The organism is Allopusillimonas ginsengisoli, from assembly GCF_004153455.1.
Lineage (GTDB): Bacteria > Pseudomonadota > Gammaproteobacteria > Burkholderiales > Burkholderiaceae_B > Allopusillimonas > Allopusillimonas ginsengisoli.
Window position 1 is genome coordinate 268,266 of record NZ_SDQE01000001.1, and the last position, 22,686, is coordinate 290,951.

Sequence of the window (22,686 nt, forward strand, 5' to 3'; positions counted from 1 at the left end):
TCTAGCATGAGTTTTTGGTGTTTGAACCAAACAAACTCACTTGGCTGAGGTACCGGTTTAGATATGTGCGGGGGGCTGTTCCTGGTCCAGGCCAAATGCCTTGTGCAGCGCGCGCACGGCCAGCTCCATGTACTTGTCGTCAATAATGACGGATGTCTTGATTTCGCTGGTGCTGATCATCTGGATGTTGATGCCCTCTTCCGACAGTGTGCGGAACATCAGGCTGGCAACGCCAACGTGGCTGCGCATCCCAATCCCTACGATAGATACCTTGCAGACTTTGTCGTCCGGCACGATCTCGGCGGCACCGACAGCAGGGCCGACCTGATTCTGGAGCAGCTCAAGCGTGCGGGCGAAATCATTGCGATTGACGGTGAAAGAGAAGTCGGTGGTGCCGCGTACAGACTGATTCTGCACAATGGTGTCGATATCGATATTGGCGGCCGCAACAGGGCCCAGAATAGAGTAAGCCACGCCCGGCGTATCGGGTACCGCCAGCAGGGTTAGCTTGGCTTCGTCGCGACTGAAGGCAATGCCCGAAACAACGGCTGCTTCCATTTTCTTGTCTTCCTCGAAAGTAATCAGGGTGCCCGAAATCATTTCTTCTTCGAGCGGAATCAGGGGGTCTGTCAGGGATGAGAGCACACGCACAGGCACATGGTATTTGCCGGCGAATTCGACAGAGCGTATCTGCAATACCTTGGAGCCCAATGAAGCCATCTCAAGCATTTCTTCGAACGAAACGACGTTGAGGCGACGGGCTTCCGGCACGACGCGCGGGTCTGTGGTGTACACGCCATCGACATCGGTAAAGATAAGGCATTCATCTGCCTTCATCGCGGCTGCAACCGCGACTGCGGAAGTGTCCGAACCGCCCCGCCCCAGTGTCGTGATATGTCCGTCGTCATCGATGCCCTGGAAACCGGTGACAATGACAACGCGCCCGGAGTCGAGATCCGCCCGGATGCGGGCATCGTCGATGGAGCGGATGCGTGCCCTGGTATAGGAGGAGTCTGTGCGGACAGGCACTTGCCAACCGGTATAGCTGCGGGCGGCAACGCCCTGCGACATAAGCGCCATGGCCAGAAGCGCGCTGCTTGCCTGTTCGCCGGTAGCGGCCAACATGTCGAGCTCCCGGGAATCGGGCTGCGGCGTGATTTCTTTGGCCAGGCCCAGCAGGCGGTTGGTTTCACCCGACATGGCCGACGGAACCACCACTACTTGGTGTCCGGCCGCATGCCACTTGGCCACTCGCCGCGCAACATTCTTGATGCGCTCGATGGAGCCCATGGAGGTGCCGCCATATTTATGAACAATCAGGGACATCGTCTACTCTGCGTTAATGGTTTTACGTGATACAAACATCACCTATCCGCGCTGCACATGCCGTCAAAACCATGAGGCAGATGGGCAAAACGGACTATTTTAACGCGTTTCACAATGCCTGTTCCCAGCTTCGATAGACACCCGGCCGCGCACACACACGATCCAGACCCTTCCGTGCTTGACGCGCATGCTGCGGTCATGCCCCAGCGCGTGCAGGCCGCGCATCTGGCGCATCAAGTCCTGCAGTCGGGCATCGGTGGGCATGCGAAGGCCGGATTGGCTCAGCCAGTAGCGCAGCACCAGCGCTTGCCGACCGGCCGACAGGCCGCGCCAGGCCGCCAGCGAAAAGCTGCTGTGATTAGCCGCCGGGGCAAGACTGAGGAAATCATTCTGTGCGACTTCGTCCAGGACCTCTCGCGTCTGGGCGCTCTGCCGGGCGTGGCGGGCCAAGATGCCCTGCCAGCCTGACCAGCGTTCATTCAATTGCGGCGCCAGGCGCTCCCGCACCGCCGCGCGGGTGTAGCGATCATCTGCATTGGTGGGATCCTGCACAGGCGCCCACCCGCTCAACAGCGAAAAATCCTGTGCTGCCCGCAGAATCTGTGCACGGTCTATGTCCAGCCACGGTCGTATGTAGCCAATATCGCCACGCCAGGACAGCGGGGCCATCGCGGCCAGCCCAGCGGGGCCTGCACCGCGCAACAAGCGCAATAGCACAGTTTCTGCCTGATCATCCCGATGATGGGCGAGCAGTATGTGCGTCAGGCCAGCTTGAGCTGCCAGTGCGGCAAAGGCTTCGTAACGGGCATCGCGCGCCGCTGACTCCATGCCGTCTCGCATGCTCGCCTCAATGCGTACACAACGCGTGTGGCAAGGCAGTTGAAGCAAACGGGCGAGCTGGTGTGCGTGATCTTGCCAGGCATCGGCGTGATCCTGCAGGCCGTGATGCACGTGAAAGCAATGCAGTTCAAGCCCCCGCTGACGGGCCAACAATGCCGCATGTACGGCCAGCATGGCGGAGTCGGCCCCCCCGCTGAGAGCCACCGCCAGGCGGCGAGGCGATTGCGGCAAGGCATGGAGCGCCTTCCCGATGGCCTGCAATAGGGCAGGCGCTCCAAACTGCTGCCAGAACGAGGGGGCGAGCATCTGCGCCTCAGTGGCAGCAGATTAGTGCACTTCCTGGAAGCGACCGTAGGACATCAGGCGCTGCAGGCGGTGTTCCAGCAATTGCTCGGACGACATGCCCGACAACTGGCGCAATGAATCGGACAGCGCGCGCCCCAACTGGCGAGCCATCATGGCTGGGTCGCGATGGGCGCCGCCGACGGGTTCGTTGACGATGCGGTCGATCAGCCCGAGTTCCTTCAGGCGTGGTGCCGTGACTGCCAGCGCCTCAGCCGCAACGGAAGCCTTGTCTGCTGAGCGCCAGAGTATGGATGCACAACCCTCGGGAGAAATAACGGCATAGGTGGAATACTGCAGCATCATGACCACATCGCCGACGGCAATGGCCAGTGCGCCGCCCGAGCCGCCTTCGCCAATGATGGTGACGATGATGGGAACCTTGATTTCGGCCATTGCGTACAGATTGTGACCAATGGCTTCGGACTGCCCCCGCTCTTCGGCGCCAATGCCGGGGTAGGCACCCGGGGTGTCGACAAAGGTGAAAATAGGCAACTGAAATTTTTCGGCCAGGCGCATCAAACGCAAGGCCTTGCGATAGCCTTCGGGGCGTGGCATGCCGAAATTGCGCATGGCCCTTTCCTTGGTGTCCCTGCCTTTTTGATGGCCGATGACCATGCAGGGCATGCCATTGAATCGGGCCAGGCCGCCAACGATGGACTGATCGTCCGCATACATGCGGTCGCCGTGCAGCTCATGAAAATCCGTGAACAGTTCGCGCAGGTAATCGAGCGTATAGGGGCGCTGCGGATGACGCGCCACAAGTGCCGTTTGCCATGGCGTCAGCTTGGCGTAGATGCTTTTTGCCAGTGCCTGGTTCTTCTGCTGCAAGCGCCCGACCTCTTCCGAGATGTCGACGGCGGAATCGGTCTGGACGAACCGCAACTCCTCAATTTTGTTCTCGAGCTCAGCCAGTGGCTGTTCAAATTCCAGATAGGTATTACGCATAAGAGCTTGGGTTCCTGATTAAGGCAATGCGTTGTCAATAGCGCACACAAGCCGGATCCAGGCTGCGCCAGAGGTACCACGTGGCGACAGTTCGCCACGGCGCCCAGGCCTGTGCAACCTCTCGCGCTTCGAAACGCGAAACCGGCTCGCCACTGAAATAGTGTAGCGAAATTGCCTTGAGCAGACTCAGATCGTCCAGCGGAAGGACATCCGGGCGCTGCAAATTGAAAATAAGAAACATCTCGGCTGTCCAGCGGCCTATGCCCCGGATAGCGCACAGTTCGGCAATGACTGCCTCGTCGTCCATGGCCCGCCAGGCGGTGGGCTTGACCTTTTTTTCGGCAAAATGGATGGCAAGATCGAGAATGTATTCGGCCTTGCGCTTGGACAGGCCAGACAGCCGGATGTCGGTCTCGGCCAGGCGGATGACGCAGCGCGGGGTGGGCGTGCGGCCGCACGCCTCGGTAAAACGCGCCCACATGGCATCAGCTGACTTGTTGGAGATCTGCTGGCCCACGATGGCGCGCGCCAGCGTCACGAAAGCGGTACCCGAGGGCGCCAGCCACTCGGTGCGGTGGTGGGGAATGAGTTTCTTGAGAATGCGGTCGCGGCCCATGAGCTGAGCGGACGCTTCATCCCAGAATCCAGGCTTTTCTTGATCGATGGCAAGACTCTCTGACATTACGCTCCCTCGCCTCAGGCCCGACGCCACTGGGTGACACCACCCGGCTTGTCTTCGAGCTCGATGCCCTGGGCCTGCAAGGTATCGCGAATGCTGTCTGCGCGGCCGAAATCACGCGACTGCTTGGCCGCGGCGCGCTCGGCGACCAGTGCCTCGATCTGCTCGGAAGATAACGATGCGGCAGCCGCGCCGCCACGTTGATAACGGCTGGGAGACTGCAGATAGACAGCAGGCTCCATTTGCAGCAAACCCAGGATAGCGCCGAGCGCGCGCAGCAACCCCGCTGCCGATGCCGACCGATCACGGTTGGCCTCGGATGCCAGTTCGAACAGCACGGCAATCGCGCCAGAGGTATTGAAGTCGTCGTCCATCGCGGCGCGAAATGCCTGTGCCTGCGGATGCGACCAGTCGATGTCGACTTGCGCCGGCGGCACGTTCTGCAAGGCCTGGTAAAGCCTGTCGAGCGCGTTCTGGGCATCGAGCAGGTTGTCGGGCGTGTAGTTCTGTGGGCTGCGATAGTGATTGCGCACAATGAAGAAGCGCAGCATTTCGGCTTCGCGCGGGTTGGCCTGATAGTCAGCCTGCGCGTCGTCCGGGCTGGCTTCTACGGCGACCGTGCCTCGTATCGTGCGGAAATTCCCCAGCGACTTGGACATTTTGTCGGCATCGACCATGAGCGGCCCGCAGTGCATCCAGATCGAAGCCAGCGTTCCGCCGAACGCGCCTTCGGTCTGGGCGATTTCGTTTTCGTGGTGCGGGAACTTGAGATCCGGCCCTCCTCCATGGATATCGAGCGGCAGGCCCAATAACGCCTTGCTCATGGCAGAGCACTCGATATGCCAGCCAGGGCGGCCCACGCCATAGGAGGACTCCCATTTGGACTCTGGCGGCTCGTCATCCTTGGCCGCTTTCCAGAGCACGAAATCCAGGGGATCGTGCTTGCTGGACGATACCGCGACGCGCTCGCCCGCGCGCAGATCATCAAGCGACCGGCCGCTCAGTTTTCCGTAGCCATCAAAGCCTCGCACGGCGTAGTTGACGTCGCCATCATCAGACTGGTAGGCCAGCCCTTTTTCTTCGAGCTTGGCGATAATGTTCAGCATTTCGCCCACATGCTCTGTCGCGCGTGGCTCGAAATCAGGCGCCTGGACGCCCAGGGCGCGCTCGTCTGCGTGCATGGCATCAATGTAGAAAGAAGTAACTTCTTGCAACCGGCGTTGCGTCTGCACTGCCTTGCGGATGATTTTGTCGTCGATATCGGTGATATTGCGAACGTACCGCACTTGATATCCACTGATACGGAGCCACCGCTGGACAACATCGAAGCTGACAAGCATGCGCGCGTGACCCAAATGACAGAAGTCGTAGACGGTCATGCCGCACACATACATGCGCACCTTGCCCGGTTCCACGGTCTGAAGCGGCTCTTTATTACGGGAAAGGGTGTTATAAATGTGCAGCATGCGCGATCAAAAGATGTCAGTAAAAGCCAGGCGACCCGGCACAGCAAAAGGAATGCATGCTGTAAACTCGATACGAGACAGCAGGCAAGGCTAAAATGGCGGTCGATAAGTATAGCAAGCCCTCTACCTACTTACAGATAGGCGCACATCCTGTGGTACGAATTTCTTGTCATGTTCTAACAATTACACTGGCGTTAGCCCTGCTGCCGATGCGGATGGCGCTGGCCCAAACCCCCGTCCCCGGTTTGGTGCCGCATGTCGATCTTAACGCTTCGATCGACGCAGGTCCAGACAGCCTGACGTTCGATGCCGAAGCGGGCGGCATGGCAGCCACGGTCAGGCATATCGAGCCCGACGAGCGCAAGCTCTTTGCCGACCCGCCAAAGGCAGAAGGCGGCTGGAAGGGCCTGGCTCGCCTGCTCGAAGCCCTGACGCCCAACATTGATACCAGCATCCCCCTGACCGCCTCCGAAATCACGAACCGCATCAGCCGAATGCTGGATAGCGGTAACAACCAGGCGGCCCTCGACATCATCGAAAAGCGAGAGATCCAGTTGGCCGATGCCGGCGAAATCGGCACCGATGTTCAATTGATGTTCCTGCACGGGCGGGCGCTGTCAGCGCTGGGCCGGCACAACGAAGCCATCAGCGTGTACCGGAACATGACCACGCTCTATCCCGAGCTGCCCGAACCCTGGAACAATCTGGCATCGGAGTATGTAAGCCAGGGCAAGCTGGACATGGCGCACGACGCGCTGAATATGGCACTGGCCGCCGCCCCCGATTACGCCATCGCCCGGCAGAACCTTGGCGAAGTCCAACTCATGCTGGCCGAGCAATCGTTTTCCCGGGCTGCGGCGCTTGGCGCTGGCGGCGCCAAGGCCCGGGCAGGCAGCACCGCCCAGATACTCAAACGCTAGTCGCCTGAGCCCCGTCCCTTTCTCCCACGACACAACCATGACTTCACTGAATTTTTCCTTTCGCGCACTTGCTTTGCCCCTGCGCACTTTCAGCCTTGTTTGTGCAGCCTCGCTGGCCATGAGCCTGGGTGGCGCTGCGCAGGCAGCCTCCTCAACCTCCAACCAAGGTACATCTATGAGCACCTCTCCTCGCGTCAGCCTGCATACCAGCCAAGGGGACATTCTGATCGAACTCGACGCCGAAAAAGCGCCAAAGTCCGTTGAGAATTTTCTTACCTATGTCAAAGAAGGCTTTTACGACGGCACCATTTTCCATCGCGTCATTCATAACTTCATGATCCAGGGCGGCGGGTTCGAGGCCGGCATGAAACAGAAGCAAACGCACGCGCCCATCGAGAACGAAGCAAACAACGGTCTGAAGAACGACCGCTATACACTGGCCATGGCCCGTACGTCTGACCCGCATTCGGCCACTGCGCAGTTCTTCATTAATGTCGCCGATAACGACTTTCTCAACTTCACGTCGCCCACGCCCAATGGCTGGGGCTATGCCGTATTCGGCAAAGTGGTGGAAGGCACCGAAGTCGTCGACAAGATAAAAGGCGTCAAGACTGGCAGCAAGGGCTTTCATCAAGACGTTCCAGCCGAAGATGTCGTCATCGAAAAGGCGACGATTGTCGAATAGGTTCGACCGCCTGGCGTTGCCCGGCACGCTATGGATCGCCTCGGACATCCACTTGGGGCCAGACGTACCGGCTACCGCCAGCGCTTTTCACCAGTTTCTGGACGACGCATGCGCCAGGGCAGATGCCTTGATCTTATGCGGCGATATTTTCGATGCCTGGATAGGCGATGATCTCGCGCGGAAGGCGCCTCCCGCCTGGCTGTCCACCACAATGGAAAAGCTCAGGCATGTGTCGTCCCGCATTCCGTTGTGGCTGGGACGCGGCAATCGCGATTTTTTGCTGGGCCCTGATTTCGCGAAGGCGGTCGGTGCACGGGTGCTGCCCGATGCGGTGATTCTTGAAACGGCCGCCGGACCAGTCCTGCTGTCGCACGGCGACGAATACTGCACGGATGATGCCGGATACCAGCGCTTTCGCCGCCTAGTTCGCCGGCCGGCAATACAGTCGGTTTTTCTGGCGCTGAGCCTGAGCGCGCGCCGTTGGATCGCGGATTATGCCCGCGCCCGCAGCAAGGCCTCCAATCAATACAAGTCGGCCAATATCATGGATGTCAGCCCTGATGCCATTGCCTTGGCATTTGAGCGCAGCGGCGCCCAGATTATGGTGCATGGCCATACCCATAGGCCGGCGATCCACACCGTCGTGGTATCAGACCGCCCTTGCTCGCGCATTGTGCTGCCGGACTGGGAATATGACCATGCCACGACGCCGCGCGGCGGCTGGCTGTCCATAGACAGCGCTGGCCCTCAACTGCATTCCTTGACCTGATATGGGGCGGCTCGCAAGGCCGCTCGCGGGCCAAATGCAAGAGGCACTGCCCAGTGTTATCAGCGATTTAACAGCCAGAGCGCCACAACCATGCCCAGGCCTATGCGATACCACGCAAATGGGCGATAGGTACGGCGGGACACAAAACGCAGCACCGCACGCACCACAATCAGCGCACTCACAAAGGCAGCCGCAAACCCCACTACAATCGCAATCGATTGCGTTTCGTTCAGAGCGCCCGCGTTGCGATACAGGTCGTATACCGTGGCGGCCAGCATGGTGGGCATGGCCAGGAAAAACGAAAACTCCGTTGCGGTTTTGCGCTGTATGCCAGCGATCATTCCACTGATAATGGTGGCGCCCGAGCGCGAAGTGCCCGGCACCATGGCCAGACACTGCGCAAACCCTACAACCAGCGCCTGCCGCCAGGTAATTTCCTCGAGCGTACGCGACCTGGCGTTCAGGCTGGCAACGCTATCGTCAGTATTGGCAGGCAACGGCGCATCGGCAGTGTGCTTGGCATACTGCGGCTTGCGCTCCACCCACAACATGATTATCCCGCCAACAACCAGCGTGACAACAAAAATGGCAGGATTGTGGAACATGGCCTTGATGTATTTGATTGTCAGGGCGCCAATAACCGCCGCCGGCAAAAAGGCGATCAGCAAATTGCGCGCGAAAAGCACTTCGCTGCGCTCGCCTCGCAATGTGCCGCCAATCAATTGCCAGAGCCGCGCGCGGAAAATCCACATCACAGCCAGAATGGAACCAAACTGAATGACGACTTCGAACACCTTGTCGTTGCCGGAGGAAAAATCAATCCAGTCTCCGATTAGCAGCAAATGCGCTGTGCTGGATACTGGAATAAATTCGGTGAACCCTTCGACAAAACCCAAAAACAGGGCCTTCAACATAAACCACACTGATTCCGTCATACTTTTTCGTTGTCCAGTTCTTCGTTTTGCGTTTGCATACGCTCGATCTGTACCGTTGCGATGCGTCGGCCATCAAGCCGCAACACTGTAAACCGGAAAACATCCCGGTTATGCTTCATTTCGCAACATTCGCCCGGTTTGGGAAGATGCCCAAGGCGTTCCAGAAGATAGCCCGCCAGTGTCGAATACTCTTCATCGTCGTTCACCAGCCCGTCTGTATTGAGCAGCAATTCCAGGTGGTGCAGGTCGGCCGCGCCGTCTGCCCGCCACCGGTCTTCGCCTTCGGCGATGATGTCCGGCGTTTCGTCTTCGTCCGGAAATTCGCCTGCAATGGCCTCGAATACATCGATAGGCGTGACCACGCCTTCGATTTCGCCAAATTCGTCTGCCACCAATACCAGTTGGCCCCGTGAGCGCTTGAGCGTGTCCATTAGACGCAGCACACCGATCGATTCGTGCACGACGATGGGCTCACGCAAGCGGTTCAGCCGAATGGCGCCGGAAGAGATAAGGTCCGCAATCATTTCCTTGGCACGCCCTATGCCGACCACTTCGTCGAGCGAACCGCGACAGACCGGAAAGAAGCTATGGGGAGACTTGACGATCTGGGCGCGCTGCGCGTCGGGAGGATCGTCAAGATCTATCCAGGACACGTCGGTGCGCGGTGTCATGATGGAGTGGATGGAGCGGTCGGCCAGCGTCAGCACACCGCTCACCATATAGCGCTCTTCGTCTTCAAACACCTGTACCGGGGCAATCACAGCCTCTTCTTCGGCTGGCGCCCCGCCGGCGGAACGTTTGCCCAACATGCGCAGCACCCCTTCCGCTGTTCGCTCCCGCAACGGACGGCGGGCGTCGAGCTTGCGCAAATTGCGGCGCGCCATCTGGTTGAGAACTTCGATCAGCACTGAAAAGGTGATCGCCGCATACAGATAGCCCTTGGGCACCGGAAAGCCAAAGCCCTCGGCCACCAGCGAAAAGCCGATGGTCAGCAGAAAACCCAGGCACAGGATGACGACAGTAGGATGCGCATTGACGAAACGCGTAAGCGGTTTGGAGGCAACCAGCATCAGCCCGATAGCGATGATCACCGCCATCATCATGATGGCAAGGTGATCGACCATGCCAACGGCGGTGATGACAGCATCCAGCGAAAACACCGCGTCCAGAATCACGATCTGCGTCACAATGACCCAGAATCCGGCATGTATGCGCGAGTTGGACGCATGTTGGGTTCGCCCCTCGACCCGCTCATGCAATTCCAGCGTGCCTTTGAGCAGCAGGAAAAACCCGCCCACGATAAGAATGACATCGCGGCCGGAAAACGACAGCGTACCTATGGAAAACAGCGGTGCAGTCAGCTTGATCAGCCATGACATGACCGACAGCAAGCCAAGACGCATCAGCAGCGCCAGCGACAGGCCGACAACACGGGCACGATCGCGCTGAGCGGGAGGCAGCTTGTCGACCAGGATGGCGATAAAGATAAGGTTATCGATCCCCAGGACGATTTCGAGAATCACCAGGGTCAGCAAGCCCACCCACGCCGACGGGTCGAGCACCCATTCCATCAAATCGCTCCCTCAGCAGCCATCAGCTTTGCAGATGGCTCAACATCTGCGGGAAAATCTTGGGCGTGGCGGCCAACAGGCTGCCGCTTTGCATCCAGCCCTGCTCACCCGAAAAGTCGGAGATCAGACCACCTGCCTCGAGCACCAGCAAGCCCCCCGCTGCCATGTCCCAAGGCTTGAGGTTGTACCCGCAGAAGCCGTCCAGCCGGCCAGTGGCGACGTAGGCAAGGTCCAGCACGGTGGATCCGAGCCGCCGGGCAGCGCCACACTCGGACATCAGTTTTTCGAACCGGCTGCCTGTGCTGCCCGACACCGAGCGGGGCAGATGCGCCCCCAGCAGCGCCTCGTGATAGCGCAGGCGTGCGGACACCCTGACACGGCGATCATTGAGAAACGCGCCGCCGCCGCGACTGGCCGTAAACAATTCATTGCGAGCCGGATCAAAAATCACGGCCTGGGTCACCTGGCCACGTTGTGCCAGTGCAATGGAAACCGCATAAATGGGCACGCCATGAATGAAATTGGTCGTGCCGTCGAGCGGATCGATAATCCACTGAAATTCGGGCTGTCCACCCTCTGCCTGGCCGGCGGCCAGATGCGTGCCCGACTCTTCGCCCAGAAAACCGTGATCCGGATAGGCGGTACGCAAGATATCGATAATGGCTTCTTCTGCAGCGTGATCCACTTCCGTGACATAATCCTTGGGCCCCTTACGCGCCACCTGCACGCGTTCGAGATCGAGACTGGCGCGATTGATAATGGCGCCGGCACGGCGAGCCGCCTTGATGGCGGTATTGAGCATCGGGTGCATAGATTTCCGTATTTAGCAAGAACTGTAATGCCGGAACGGCCTGGGAGGGCCATTCGCGACACTGTAAACCGCCTATTTTAAATGACTCCGACCATTCCCTCCGAAACACGCCCCACACCCCCCATTGCCGCGGCTTTCGAGCAAGTACGCTTCATCATGGTGCACCCCAGCCACCCCGGTAACGTGGGTGCTGCGGCGCGCGCCATCAAAACCATGGGATTTCACGATTTGTGCCTGGTCGCCCCCCGTTTTGCCGACGTGCTGGAACAACCCGAGGCGCAGTCGCTGGCAAGCGGCGCAACCGATGTGCTGGCCTCAATCCGGATTTTTCCTACGCTCGAGGCCGCGCTGGCGCCGGTCACGCTGGCCTTTGCATTGACAGCGCGCGCCCGCCTGCTCGGCCCCCCGGCCTGCGACATTCGCGTGGCGGCAGAGATCACTCGCGAGCACCTGCAGCATTCAAACGACGCCCGCGTCGCCGTCGTGCTCGGCACGGAGCGGTCCGGGCTCACCAACGAGGACATCGCGCTATGCCAGCGCATTTGCCATATCCCTGCCAACCCTGAATATAGTTCCTTGAATGTGGCGCAGGCGTTACAGCTGGCGGCATGGGAGTTGCGCTATGCACTGGCCACTGCCGCGCAGATCCCGCTCATGCCCTCGACAGAAGGGCGACCCGATACGGGACACGAGCCAGCCACCAATGAGAAAATCCACGCCTTCATGGCGCATTGGGAGCAAGCCATCACCGACGTGGGCTTTCTGGATCCAGAGCACCCCAAAAAACTCATGCCGCGTATGCGGCATATGTTCGCACGCAACGCATTGACCCATGACGAAGTCGATATGATGCGCGGCTTGTGCACGGCAATGATCAAGGCGGCGGGCAAGGCGGGCAAATAATCCCGTCCTGCCCGTTTTTTGCCCTATCAGTCTACCGTTGCACCAGAGGCCGTGACGACCTTGGCCCAACTATCGACTTCAGACTTGATGAAGTCGCCGAATTGCGCGGGCGTAGTATCGGCGGGCACAGCCCCCAGGTCTTCCAGCCTGGATTGCACGTCCGGCTTGGCTAACGCGTCGCGCATGGCTTTGTTGAGTTTTTCTATGACCTCATCAGGTGTGCCTTTGGGCGCGATCACACCAAACCAGGACGAAACATCGAACTCGGGAAAACCGGATTCCTGCATGGTGGGCAGATCAGGGGCTGTTTTGGAGCGATCCGCTGTCGTAACCGCCAACGCACGCAGCTTGCCCGCCTCGACATGAGGCCAGGATGAAGGCATGTTGTCGAACATGTAGTCAACCTGCCCGCCGATCAGGTCTGTCGTGGCGGGTGAACTGCCCTTGTAAGGAATATGGGTTACGTCGATGTCTGCCAGCTGCTTGAAGAGCTCCCCGGCCATGTGGATGGATGTACCGCTGCCAGATGACGCAAAATTGAGCTTGCCCGGATTGGACTTGGCATAGTCGACCAGTTCCTTGACACTCTTGACGGGCACATTAGGATTGACGACCAGCACGTTAGGCACGCGCACAGCCAGCGCCACAGGACTGAAGTCATCCACGATGTTGAAATCCAGGTTCTTGTAGAGCGTTTGATTAATGGTGTTGGTCACCGCCATCATGTAAAGCGTATAGCCGTCAGGATTGGCGCGCGCCACTGCGCCAGCGGCGATATTGCTGCCCGCACCAGGCCTGTTCTCCACCACAACAGGCTGACCCAAGGCATCACCCATTTCCTTTCCGACAATCCGCGCCACGACATCAGTGGTGCCGCCGGCGGAAAAGCCGACAATCATGCGGATAGGCTTGTCCGGGTAGGCGGCCGCCGCTGGCGAAGACACCATCATTGCAGTAGCCGCTATTGTGCATGCAGCCAACATCTGAACGTGGGGGTTGAGTTTGAACTTCATTAGCATTGCGAGTTCCTCCTGTTATTGCCCTTATGAGGCCAGCGTCCGTAGTTCGGACGGTTATATAATCACGTGATGAATTTTCTGATAAATTTTGAACACTACAAACTGATACGTACGCACAGTGGACAATTTTGAAGCTAATCAGGGTGATCCCGGACCGCGCACGCTCAGGCGCGGGCTAATTGTGCTGCGTGCGCTCCAGGAAAACCCTGGTGATGGGATGAATATCACTTCTTTGGCGCGTGTCACGGGGCTCCAGCGGCCTACCATCTACCGCCTTATTGCCGCACTGACAGAAAGCGGATTTGTCCGTAATATTGTGGGCACCAAACGCTATGCCGCCTGCCAGCCCTTGTCGGCGGCGGCCGAAGCCGAACAGGATCCCCGCATCCAGTTGGCCCGACCCGCCATGTGCAGGCTGGCTGCAGCAACCGGCGATGCCGTTTTCCTGGTGGTACGCGATGGTCACGAGTCCCTGAGCCTTTGGCGTGAAATCGGCGGCTACCCGGTGCAGATCCTTGCCACTTATGCGGGCAAGCGTCAGCCGCTCGGTGTTGGCTCAGGCGGCATGGCGCTGCTGGCACGCCTGGACGACGCAACGATTGACGATATCATTGCGAAAAACAGTGGCCAACTGGAACTCTACGGCGGGATGGGCACGCATCAAATGCGGCAATTAGTCAAAAATACCCGCTCGCGCGGGTATTCAGTCGTCGGCAACTACGCGGTTCGCGGCGCCCTGGGCGTAGGCTGCGCGCTATCCGATGGCAAGGGCCAGCCGTTTCTGGCCATTAGCGTGACGGCGATTACCGAACGCATGCCGGCAACCCGGCAGCGTGAAATCGCCGCCCTTATACAAGCAGAACTCAAAGGCCTGGTGGATCGTACCGCGTGAAGCCCCCTATCCTCCGGCAGGCCTGGGCACGCTAGGCCGTGCCGCCGTTCTCAGCCGGTGAGTCCGTTGCTTGCGTAGGTTGCGCTTCGCCTGCCAAGGCCGCGCCAGGCTGAGACGGCGTGTGAATTTCGCGCACCGGCAATGGCAACTTGAGCCCCGCCCGGGCAAGCGTTTGTACCCCGTTACGATACAGGTCGAAGCGCACATCCCAGTATTTTCCGGCAGATACCCACACACGCATATTGACCATGGCGGTGCTTTCTTTGTACTGCGTGACCATCACCTGCGGCGCCGGCTCGGGCAGCACATCGGCGTGCTCATTGACCAGCGTGCCCAGCTCGCGCAATGCCAGCTCGAGATCGTCGTCGTAACGCACGGCCACTTCGACATCAAGCCGCCGGGTAGCGTTGCGGCTGTAGTTGATGATGGGATTGCCCCATATGGCACTGTTGGGCAAGGTGATATGCACCCCATCGAACTGTATAAGACGGGTCAGAAAAAGCCCGACTTCGGCAACCGTGCCATCGCCTTTTCCGACCACGGAAATATATTCACCGGCCCGCAAGGGGCGCAGCATCAGCAACATGATGCCTGCAGCAATGTTTTGGAGCGTACCCTGAAGCGCCAGGCCAATCGCCAGCCCGGCCGCGCCAAGCACGGTGATAATGCTGGCGGTCTGCACGCCCAGGCGCGCGAGCACGGCCACGATGACAAACACGCGTATGGCCCATATCGTGACGGTATAGACCATGGGAACAATGGTGGGATCGACCCGCGGGGAACGCGCCGCCACCTTGCGCAAGGTGCGACCTACAAAAGATGACAGCCACCACCCCACACCGAGTATGAGGATGGTGACGGCCAAATTGAAAGCAAGCAGCTCTATGGATGGCATGAGCGCGGAAACACTGGCGAAATAGTCTTGCATGATTATCCGTCAAAAAAAACACTGACAGAGATTGTACGCAAGCCAGCAAGCCCATAGCGACACGTCAAACACAGCGACGCGCCAGGTTATCCCCCGCATCTGTGGACAAGTGGTCGGATAAAATGGGAACTACCGCAAATTACCGAATCACATCAATGGCTTGTCGTCCTGGGGCAATAATCGTCCAGGATAGGCGGGAGCATGGCCCACGACCCCTGCTCCCGCCCTAAAATCACGGTGAGCGGCCGCTGATCAGACGGACCAGCACCAGCACAATCGCGACAACAATCAATATATGGATAAACCCGCCTATGGTGTACGAGCTCACCAGACCAAGCAGCCAAAGAACTATCAGTATGATGGCCAGGGTATAAAGCATAGGTACTCCTCTTCTGGAATTATCGGCATCTTGCCGCTTTCTTGTTAAAACATTCGATCCAGGACGCGTGCAGGTGAAATACTAGCCTGTGTGTACTAGTGTGTATTATTTACTCACTTCGTGGCCGATAACGCCACCCACCGCAGCGCCACCTACAGTACCGAGTGCGCTACCACCTGTCAGCACAGCACCGCCTACCGCGCCGGCGCCCGCACCTATGGCTGTGTTCTTGCCCTGGCGTGACATGCCGCTACAGGCCGCCAAGCTGGACATCAATACAACCATTACCGCTATCGTCGCGCATCGCTTAGTCGTTCTCATGTGAAACCCCCTGCTTCAAGTGAATCCGGCAAGACGCGCCGGGTTAGACTGACCTCAGCAACTAGCGTGCCTGCCTGTCAGGTGTCTGTCAACGTCTTCTGTGGTTTGCTGCGCCGCGCCGCACAAACTGGCAGCCACCGCTTTGCCGCTCGCCGTGACGATTCCGTGCTGGCGCGCCATGCATATCGCCTGCGCGGCACAGTACTTGCTACTTTCCCGGTGACATCATGTCATTCATCAGGAGAGAGTAATGAAAAAATTAATCGCGGTTGCCTCGTGCTCGTTACCCATGATATTTGCACCAGTGTTATATGCACAGACGCAGCCGGATGCCGCGGCGGGGGACGCATCCGGCGCCACGAGCGCACCGGCGCCGAATGATCCTGCAGCAGCCGGCACGGCCCCAGCACCAGACACAGCGCCAGCGCCCGCTCCCGATACAGGGGCGCCCGCCGCGCCTGGCGCCGCCGCGCCCATGCCTGGCGGAGAGGCTGCACCCGCCGCGCCCGAAGAGCAAACCGAGGCCATTTCGGGCTGGAGCGTCAAAGACAACATCATGGGCAAGGCGGTGTTCAACGAAAATGACGAAAAAATCGGCGATATCAGTGATGTCGTACTGTCGTCAGAAGGACAGGCTGCGTATTTCATCGTTGGCGCGGGCGGATTTCTGGGCGTAGGCGCGCGGGATGTGGCGATTCCCTACGACAAGATCACCCAGACCGAAGACAAGCTGGTTTTACCTGGCTACACCAAGGATCAGCTCAAAGCGCTGCCAAAGGTGGAAGTCGCGAAATAAGCAAGCCCGCCAGCACGCCCCCATCAGCATGGGGCAAGGGCCGGGCCGCGGGCGGTATGCCAACGGCCCGGCGCACGGTATCATAGGCTGCGACAGTGAACCGGTTGCAGGAGCATAAAAATGAGCCTTGCCCAAAAACGTAATCAGGGCACCGCGGGGACGGTCCTGATCTACTCCACACGCCGCCGGGAATCGGATCACGAAAGCGCCGTTCATGCCGAACTGGCACGCCGCCTGGCGGGAATACTGGACATGGAATTTGGCGGTCATCACCAAACAGCCACGCAGCACGCGGGTCGGGTGTACCTGCTGCCCACTGATACGATTATCGGTACGGATCACGCGCTCAGGCTGGGCCTGCGCGATGAAACAGATCTCTTCGGCGGCGCCGCCCCGCATGCATTTCTCCCCACCAAGGCCATCACACACCCCGTCTTCGATGCGGATGCAGCCGCTCCCTCAGGTTGGTCACACGAATTCGGAAGACAGACCAGGCACGCTGTACTGCAGGGTTTCACGGCGTTCTCCATCCACGATGCACAGCGCGCAGCGATGCAAATGCTGCAATACGGACCTGTACGGATCAAACCCGTGCTCGCCACCGCCGGGCGCGGCCAAACCGTTATCGCAAACGCATCCGCCATGCTCGACGCCCTGGCGCGATTTGACACTGAACATCTTGCGGAATACGGGTTGGTGCTCGAAGAAAATCTGCAGGACGTGGAAACGTTCAGCGTGGGCAGAGTGCGCGTGGGCGAGCATCTGATCACTTATGTTGGCACGCAGTCGCTGACCCCGGACAACCAGGGAGAACTGGTCTATGGCGGATCTTGCCTGCTCGTCGTGCGCGGCGATTTCGACCGCTTGCTGGCACTGCCTCTGGATGAGAACAGTCGCGATGCCATCGCCAAGGCACGCATGTATGACAGCGCGGCCACCGCCTGCTACCCAGGCCTGCTGGCTTCGCGCCGCAATTACGATATTGCACGCGGCCGCAATCACGCCGGATCCCAAAGCAGTGGCGTCCTGGAACAATCCTGGCGCACCGGCGGCGCCAGCGCGGCGGAGATCGCCGCTATCGAGTCCCTTCGCGAGAACCCCTTGCAAGAGGCCGTCTACGCATCCACGGTGGAACTGTTTGGCGATGAGGTTTCTCAGCCGCCAGATGCGCAACTGCTCTATCAAGGCACAGACAGCGAAATCGGTCCGATATGCAAATATGTGACAGTCCGCCCCTATCGCAGGCCAGGTATTCATGCACACGCTGCCCTCGGCCGACGCCCTGCCGATAATGGCGACAAGGCACCCTCGATGGCATAACTTATGGGAACACGCAGCACACAGATTGAACTGGTGATTGAAGATGAGCGCTTGGCGGGCACGTTCCTGGCGCCGGAATCCAAGGTGCCCGGCGTACTCTTCGTTCACGGCTGGGGCGGCAGCCAGCAGCGCGACCTGGATCGCGCGCGCGGCATCGCGGGTCTGGGTTGCGTATGCCTGACCTTCGACTTGCGCGGCCACGAAAGAGGCTCCGATCGTCAAAAGACGGTCACGCGCGCTGAAAATCTGCACGACATCGTGTGCGCCTACGACAAACTGGCCCAACACCCCGCGATCGATACCAGTGCCATCGCCGTAGTCGGCACCAGCTATGGGGCCTACCTTTCCACGATTCTGACCACCCTGCGCCCGGTTAAGTGGCTTTCATTGCGTGTGCCTTCGTTGTACCGCGACGATCAATGGGACACGCCTAAGCGCCAGCTCAACCGCGAGGACCTGGCCCTGTATCGCGGGGCGCCGGTTACTCCGGAAGAAAATCGCGCCCTCGCAGCCTGCGCTGAGTTTACCGGGGATGTGTTGATTGTCGAATCACAGCATGACCATCTGGTTCCCCATGCCACCATCATGAGCTACCGCGCGGCTTTCCGAAACTCGCATTCGCTGACGCACCGCGTGGTCGACGACGCAGACCATGCGCTTTCGGAGAAAACCGCGCAGCAGGCCTATACTTCCATACTGGTACACTGGATTACGGAGATGGTCGTCGGGGCGCGTGTAGGCAGCCGGACGGGCGTTCCGTAGCAGGCACAGACTATCCGCGCACGCCGGCAGGCAGCGCCGCAAGCCAACAACTCAAACATGACGTCCTTCTCGATACTTGACCTTTGCCCCATCACCGAAAACGGCACCGCTGCCGACTCATTTCGCAATACACTGGATCTGGCGCAACATGCCGAGAAATGGGACTACAACCGATACTGGATGGCCGAACATCACGGCATGCCCGGTATAGCGAGTGCAGCGACGTCGATACTGATTTCCCACGTCGCGGCGGGCACGCGCCACATCCGTGTGGGTGCCGGCGGAATCATGCTGCCAAATCATTCACCCCTGGTCATTGCCGAACAGTTCGGCACGCTAGAGTCCCTGTATCCTGGGCGGATAGACCTTGGCCTGGGCCGTGCCCCCGGCTCGGATCAGGCGACCGCCCGCGCGCTGCGCCGCAGCCTGTCATCAGACCCCAATGAGTTTCCGCAGGACGTGCTGGAGCTGATGGATTTCATGTCTGAAACACCTCGCCAGCAAGTGACTGCGGTTCCAGGAAAAGGGCTGCACGTGCCGATCTGGATACTCGGTTCCAGCCTGTTCGGCGCGCAGTTGGCTGCCGCGTATGGCCTGCCTTACGCGTTTGCGTCACACTTTGCTCCGCAGCAGATGATGCAGGCCATCGAGGTGTACCGTAACACCTTCCAGCCCTCGGTTCGCATGAAAAAACCCTATGTGATGCTGGGCTTCAATGTATTTGCGGCGGATAGCGATGAGCAGGCGCATTATCTTGCGACCTCGTGGCAACAATCATTTGTGAATCTTCGTAGCGGCCGCCCCGGCAAGCTACCGCCACCACGCCAAGGCTATCTGGAACAACTGGGCCCCGCTGCGCAAGACCTGCTTGATCATGTACTGGCCTGTTCCGCCATCGGCTCGCCACCCGTCGTACAAGAGCAAGTGCGCGCGTTTATCGCCCGCACCGGCGCCGATGAACTCATGATCACCTGCAATATGTACGATCATGCGGCCCGACTGCGGTCCTTCGAAATCATGGCGCAACTGAAAGACGCGCTGTAGGAACGCCACCGCTATCCAACGCTACCCAATTCCAAGCCTTCACTATTCTGGACGCTCTGCAATATGGACTCCATCGCCACCCGCCTGCAACTGATTCGACAACGCATAGACACCGCCGCGCAACGCAGTGGCCGAACGGCCGGCTCGGTTTCACTGCTGCCCGTCAGCAAAACCTTTGGCGAAGATGCCATCCGCGAAGCTGTGGCAGCCGGCGTGCATCGTCTGGGCGAGAACAAGGCGCAGGAGATTCGCAGCAAATATGAACCGCTGGCGGACTGCAACATCGACTGGGTCATGATTGGTCATCTGCAAACGAACAAAGCCAAGGATATCGCCCGCCTGGCATCGGAGATTCAATCGCTCGACCGCATTGACCTGGCGATTGCGCTGGATCGCCGGCTGCAACAGGAAGGCCGCGCCATCGATGCCCTGGTCCAGATCAAGACCTCGACCGAGCCTACCAAATATGGCATGGCGCCTGAAGATCTGCCTCAATTTCTGCGCCAGGTTGCCCGCGACATGCCTACGCTGCGCATCAAAGGCCTGATGACGCTGGCCATCAATTTGCCCGATCAGACCGCCGTGCGCGCCTGCTTTCGCACACTGCGTGAACTGCGTGATCGCATGCGCGAAGAGGCGATCGAGGGCATTGAAATGGAGCGTTTGTCCATGGGGATGAGCGGCGACTACGAAATCGCCATCGAAGAGGGTTCCACCGAGGTGCGCATCGGTACCGCTATTTTCGGCGGACGCATTTATAACGACGATTACTACTGGCCCGAAGGCCAGGCGCCGGCAAAGGGTTGAGTTGGGCCCGCCGGTTTAGCCATAAGGCGTGACAGCCCGGCAACGCACCACGCTAACTCATGTTTTTGATGAATGCCGCCATTTCTTTACGCTGCTTATCCAGCGCCGCCCTCGCCTGGGCTATCTTGACGTCCAGCTCGGCGATGTTGTCCTCTTCTTTGCCCAGGGCAGACAGGTAGCGTTGCGCCAGCTCGCTCTGCTCGGGAACAGAAGTCAGATTGTCACGAATGCGGGCCTGGTTCTGCGAGGCGCGCTCACGCTCATTGGCCAGTGTGTCGAGCGCCCCTTGCGACTGGGCCAGGCCCGCGCGCAGCTGGGCGAGCTGCTCAAGCTGTGATGCTGTGTTGGCATCGGCTGCGACGCCAGACCAGTACAACAGGTCTTCCTGGTCGGCGTCGACCAAGGCAAATGTTTCGTTGCGAGTTTGCTCCTCCGCCGCCTTGATGTCAGCCTGCTCGCCTTCGGCAAGCGCGGCGCGCAAACGATAGCTGGAAACGGTGCTGCTATCGAGGGCATCCGAGGTAAAGCGCCAGCCTTCCCTGCGGGGATGTTCGATGATAACGGTACGCGGCGCATCGGCAGCTCCCGTGATGGAATAGGTGGTATCCAGGCGGGCAATCTGTGTCAGCTTGAGTACGCCATCCGCAACCGCGACCTGGCTGATGATTTCTTTCGGGGTTTGCTCGCTGCGTATGGTTACCTTGTTGTCGCTGGCGAAGCTGGCCATTCGGCTTTCGCCTTTGGGAACCACGAGCAATTGCGCATCGCCAACATAGCCTTCTTGATTGTCGTACACCGTCAAAATGCCGGGTGGCAGGCTGGCCTGGGTGTCGTTCTTGAGATAAAGGGCGGCCACGGGATGGGTGCCACTGCCTGGCCGGAACACGGACACTCGCTCCGCTTCAACCTGCGTGTCGATAAAAGGCGCGGAAAAGATTTGTCCGGCGGCCAGATTCACGGGTTTTGGAAACGCGTAGGTTGCGCTGGTTTGGCCTTCGGTGGCCAGCGCTTCGTTTGCCGGAGGCGAAACTTCCGAGTAGGCCTGGTCGGCCATAAAGCCTGCACTGCCCGCCGCGGCAAGGGGCGCGGGCCTGTGCGCCGGCATCGCGCGCATACGCTCTAGTTTCTGCCGGGATTGCGCAACGGCGGATTCTCCATCAGGACGCGGTGGCGCTGCGGTTTGCGCCATGACAGGTACTTCGGGGCGTGTGTGCCAATATCGCTTGAGCAACTGTTGAGACAAGGTGACAGGTGCGCCAGACGACAAAGTGACGTCGACATCCTGCCAGTCTTCGCCTGTGGCATTTTCGACAATCGCCCAGGCCTGCAAGCGCGCCTGCCCTTTGTCGCCTGTAACGAGCCGATAAGCCGTCTTCCAGACCGGCGCAGGCACCACATAGGACAGCCCCACGGCACGCTCTCCTTCACCTGCCAGCGTCACGGTAACGTTGCGCATCTGGTCTGTGCGACCACGACCACTGACAGCCGCTGCATCGCGTATCTTGGCGCTGAGCGTATCGTCCAGAATGTCGAGCACCGCATCGCTACCCAGTGCGAGCGTCTTGATCTGCCCGCCATCGGCCAATACCGACAGCACATGAGCGGGAGGCGCCGGCTCGCCGCGTTCATGCTGTTCGGCCGATTCGGAGGCGACCCCCAGGATGATGCCTTCAATGCTGCGCCCGCCCGAGGTTGCGCGCGCCGGCACACCCTGAAGCGCCTGCGCCAGCGCCGGCAACGACGACATTTGCTCCGGCGAGAACGGCAGGCGGCGGAAGGTTTCCTCGACCGGAGACAGGCCTTCAAGGTTAATCCCGCCCACTGCGCCAGCCGGATCACGCACGACCAGACTCTTGAGGATATCGTCGACCTGCTCCAGCGGAACAGGTATCTGCAAGGATTCGCCCCCGCTTACCTGTGCACTGCGCGAGATCTCCGCCAACCCGCCCGAGGAAAGCGTAATGGCCTGTATCCTGCCGCTGGTGGCCCCCAGGGCCGAGCCAGGCACGCCAGCCAATGCCGCCATGATTGCCAGAGGCAAAGCCGACAAGCGCAGATGCCGCAAGATGGGGGTGAACGGTGTTGTAGGTTGAGTCATGGGTGTTCCTCTGTAATCGGGGCCTTGCATCAGCAGAATCATTGTCTCATGGCGGCCCCGGCATGCTTGTCTGCGACCTGGGTATCGGTTCGTGTCAATTCTATGCCGAACCGGGCTGCCTCAAT

Annotated in this window: 23 protein-coding genes; 10 read left to right on the top strand and 13 right to left on the bottom strand. The window is 59.6% G+C overall.

What is annotated here, in order from left to right; all coding sequences use genetic code 11:
- Window positions 1–57: 57 nt before the first annotated feature.
- From ERE07_RS01385 to cysS, 5 genes are all read right to left on the bottom strand, one after another.
- Entirely contained in the window at window positions 58–1,326 is a 1,269-nt protein-coding gene (locus tag ERE07_RS01385) for an aspartate kinase (RefSeq protein WP_130007079.1), read from the bottom strand.
- A gap of 99 nt (window positions 1,327–1,425) precedes the next feature.
- The gene (gene tilS, locus ERE07_RS01390; RefSeq protein ID WP_130007080.1) at window positions 1,426–2,472 is read right to left on the bottom strand and encodes a tRNA lysidine(34) synthetase TilS; all 1,047 of its coding nucleotides are present in this window, start codon (window positions 2,470–2,472) and stop codon (window positions 1,426–1,428) included.
- A gap of 21 nt (window positions 2,473–2,493) precedes the next feature.
- Window positions 2,494–3,456, bottom strand: coding sequence for an acetyl-CoA carboxylase carboxyltransferase subunit alpha (locus tag ERE07_RS01395; protein WP_130007081.1), 963 nt, complete (start codon window positions 3,454–3,456; stop codon window positions 2,494–2,496).
- A 34-nt stretch (window positions 3,457–3,490) separates the two neighbouring features.
- Window positions 3,491–4,138, bottom strand: a complete 648-nt coding sequence (locus ERE07_RS01400) for a DNA-3-methyladenine glycosylase family protein (RefSeq protein ID WP_130007082.1) — start codon at window positions 4,136–4,138, stop codon at window positions 3,491–3,493.
- A gap of 14 nt (window positions 4,139–4,152) precedes the next feature.
- Window positions 4,153–5,601 (bottom strand): cysteine--tRNA ligase, encoded by a 1,449-nt coding sequence (cysS, locus tag ERE07_RS01405; protein WP_130007083.1) that lies wholly within the window; start codon window positions 5,599–5,601, stop codon window positions 4,153–4,155.
- Between the two features lie 95 nt (window positions 5,602–5,696).
- Here cysS and ERE07_RS01410 point away from each other — a divergent pair, with 95 nt between their 5' ends.
- The 3 genes from ERE07_RS01410 to ERE07_RS01420 all read left to right on the top strand — a co-directional run bounded on the left by ERE07_RS01410 (window position 5,697) and on the right by ERE07_RS01420 (window position 7,975).
- Entirely contained in the window at window positions 5,697–6,521 is an 825-nt protein-coding gene (locus ERE07_RS01410) for a tetratricopeptide repeat protein (RefSeq protein ID WP_130007084.1), read from the top strand.
- A 175-nt stretch (window positions 6,522–6,696) separates the two neighbouring features.
- A complete protein-coding gene (locus ERE07_RS01415) occupies window positions 6,697–7,206 on the top strand; it encodes a peptidylprolyl isomerase (RefSeq protein ID WP_209021084.1) in 510 nt (169 codons plus the stop codon).
- Window positions 7,196–7,975: a UDP-2,3-diacylglucosamine diphosphatase gene (locus ERE07_RS01420; protein ID WP_245153350.1), complete on the top strand. Its 780-nt coding sequence runs from the start codon at window positions 7,196–7,198 to the stop codon at window positions 7,973–7,975. Before ERE07_RS01415 ends, ERE07_RS01420 begins: the two co-directional genes overlap by 11 nt.
- Window positions 7,976–8,034: 59 nt before the next feature.
- On the opposite strand, the gene ERE07_RS01425 is transcribed toward ERE07_RS01420, so the two are convergent.
- The 3 genes from ERE07_RS01425 to ERE07_RS01435 are packed head-to-tail and all read right to left on the bottom strand — an operon-like array spanning window position 8,035 to window position 11,292.
- Window positions 8,035–8,910, bottom strand: a complete 876-nt coding sequence (locus ERE07_RS01425) for an undecaprenyl-diphosphate phosphatase (RefSeq protein ID WP_130007087.1) — start codon at window positions 8,908–8,910, stop codon at window positions 8,035–8,037.
- Window positions 8,907–10,481 (bottom strand): TerC family protein, encoded by a 1,575-nt coding sequence (locus ERE07_RS01430; RefSeq protein WP_130007088.1) that lies wholly within the window; start codon window positions 10,479–10,481, stop codon window positions 8,907–8,909. Before ERE07_RS01430 ends, ERE07_RS01425 begins: the two co-directional genes overlap by 4 nt.
- Before the next feature lie 22 nt (window positions 10,482–10,503).
- A complete protein-coding gene (locus ERE07_RS01435) occupies window positions 10,504–11,292 on the bottom strand; it encodes an inositol monophosphatase family protein (protein ID WP_130007089.1) in 789 nt (262 codons plus the stop codon).
- A 123-nt stretch (window positions 11,293–11,415) separates the two neighbouring features.
- On the opposite strand from ERE07_RS01435, the gene ERE07_RS01440 reads away from it, so the two are divergent.
- The gene (locus tag ERE07_RS01440; protein WP_280634355.1) at window positions 11,416–12,195 is read left to right on the top strand and encodes an RNA methyltransferase; all 780 of its coding nucleotides are present in this window, start codon (window positions 11,416–11,418) and stop codon (window positions 12,193–12,195) included.
- A gap of 26 nt (window positions 12,196–12,221) precedes the next feature.
- Here ERE07_RS01440 and ERE07_RS01445 read toward each other — a convergent pair whose 3' ends face one another.
- Window positions 12,222–13,178 carry a Bug family tripartite tricarboxylate transporter substrate binding protein gene (locus tag ERE07_RS01445; protein WP_245153434.1) on the bottom strand — a complete coding sequence of 319 codons (957 nt, stop codon included), beginning with the start codon at window positions 13,176–13,178 and terminating at the stop codon, window positions 12,222–12,224.
- Between the two features lie 154 nt (window positions 13,179–13,332).
- Here ERE07_RS01445 and ERE07_RS01450 point away from each other — a divergent pair, with 154 nt between their 5' ends.
- Window positions 13,333–14,106, top strand: coding sequence for an IclR family transcriptional regulator (locus ERE07_RS01450; RefSeq protein WP_280634346.1), 774 nt, complete (start codon window positions 13,333–13,335; stop codon window positions 14,104–14,106).
- 31 nt (window positions 14,107–14,137) lie between these two features.
- Here the strand turns inward: ERE07_RS01450 and ERE07_RS01455 are convergent, their stop codons facing one another.
- From ERE07_RS01455 to ERE07_RS01465, 3 genes are all read right to left on the bottom strand, one after another.
- A complete protein-coding gene (locus ERE07_RS01455; RefSeq protein WP_130007092.1) occupies window positions 14,138–15,034 on the bottom strand; it encodes a mechanosensitive ion channel family protein in 897 nt (298 codons plus the stop codon).
- Window positions 15,035–15,266: 232 nt separating this feature from the next.
- On the bottom strand, window positions 15,267–15,413 hold the full coding sequence (locus ERE07_RS01460) for a lmo0937 family membrane protein (protein WP_130007093.1): 147 nt from the start codon (window positions 15,411–15,413) through the stop codon (window positions 15,267–15,269).
- A gap of 105 nt (window positions 15,414–15,518) precedes the next feature.
- Complete coding sequence (locus ERE07_RS01465) at window positions 15,519–15,698, bottom strand: glycine zipper 2TM domain-containing protein (RefSeq protein ID WP_425330952.1); 180 nt, start codon at window positions 15,696–15,698, stop codon at window positions 15,519–15,521.
- A gap of 286 nt (window positions 15,699–15,984) precedes the next feature.
- On the opposite strand from ERE07_RS01465, the gene ERE07_RS01470 reads away from it, so the two are divergent.
- The 5 genes from ERE07_RS01470 (at window position 15,985) to ERE07_RS01490 (ending at window position 20,463) form a co-directional block, all read left to right on the top strand.
- Window positions 15,985–16,530: a PRC-barrel domain-containing protein gene (locus ERE07_RS01470; RefSeq protein WP_130007095.1), complete on the top strand. Its 546-nt coding sequence runs from the start codon at window positions 15,985–15,987 to the stop codon at window positions 16,528–16,530.
- A gap of 120 nt (window positions 16,531–16,650) precedes the next feature.
- On the top strand, window positions 16,651–17,850 hold the full coding sequence (locus ERE07_RS01475) for a DUF3182 family protein (RefSeq protein ID WP_130007096.1): 1,200 nt from the start codon (window positions 16,651–16,653) through the stop codon (window positions 17,848–17,850).
- A 3-nt stretch (window positions 17,851–17,853) separates the two neighbouring features.
- Window positions 17,854–18,612, top strand: a complete 759-nt coding sequence (locus tag ERE07_RS01480) for an alpha/beta hydrolase family protein (protein WP_130007097.1) — start codon at window positions 17,854–17,856, stop codon at window positions 18,610–18,612.
- Between the two features lie 57 nt (window positions 18,613–18,669).
- Complete coding sequence (locus tag ERE07_RS01485; RefSeq protein ID WP_130007098.1) at window positions 18,670–19,656, top strand: LLM class flavin-dependent oxidoreductase; 987 nt, start codon at window positions 18,670–18,672, stop codon at window positions 19,654–19,656.
- Between the two features lie 63 nt (window positions 19,657–19,719).
- Window positions 19,720–20,463: a YggS family pyridoxal phosphate-dependent enzyme gene (locus ERE07_RS01490; RefSeq protein ID WP_130007099.1), complete on the top strand. Its 744-nt coding sequence runs from the start codon at window positions 19,720–19,722 to the stop codon at window positions 20,461–20,463.
- 52 nt (window positions 20,464–20,515) lie between these two features.
- On the opposite strand, the gene ERE07_RS01495 is transcribed toward ERE07_RS01490, so the two are convergent.
- Window positions 20,516–22,561 (bottom strand): DUF4139 domain-containing protein, encoded by a 2,046-nt coding sequence (locus ERE07_RS01495; protein WP_167670697.1) that lies wholly within the window; start codon window positions 22,559–22,561, stop codon window positions 20,516–20,518.
- Between the last annotated feature and the right edge of the window lie 125 nt (window positions 22,562–22,686).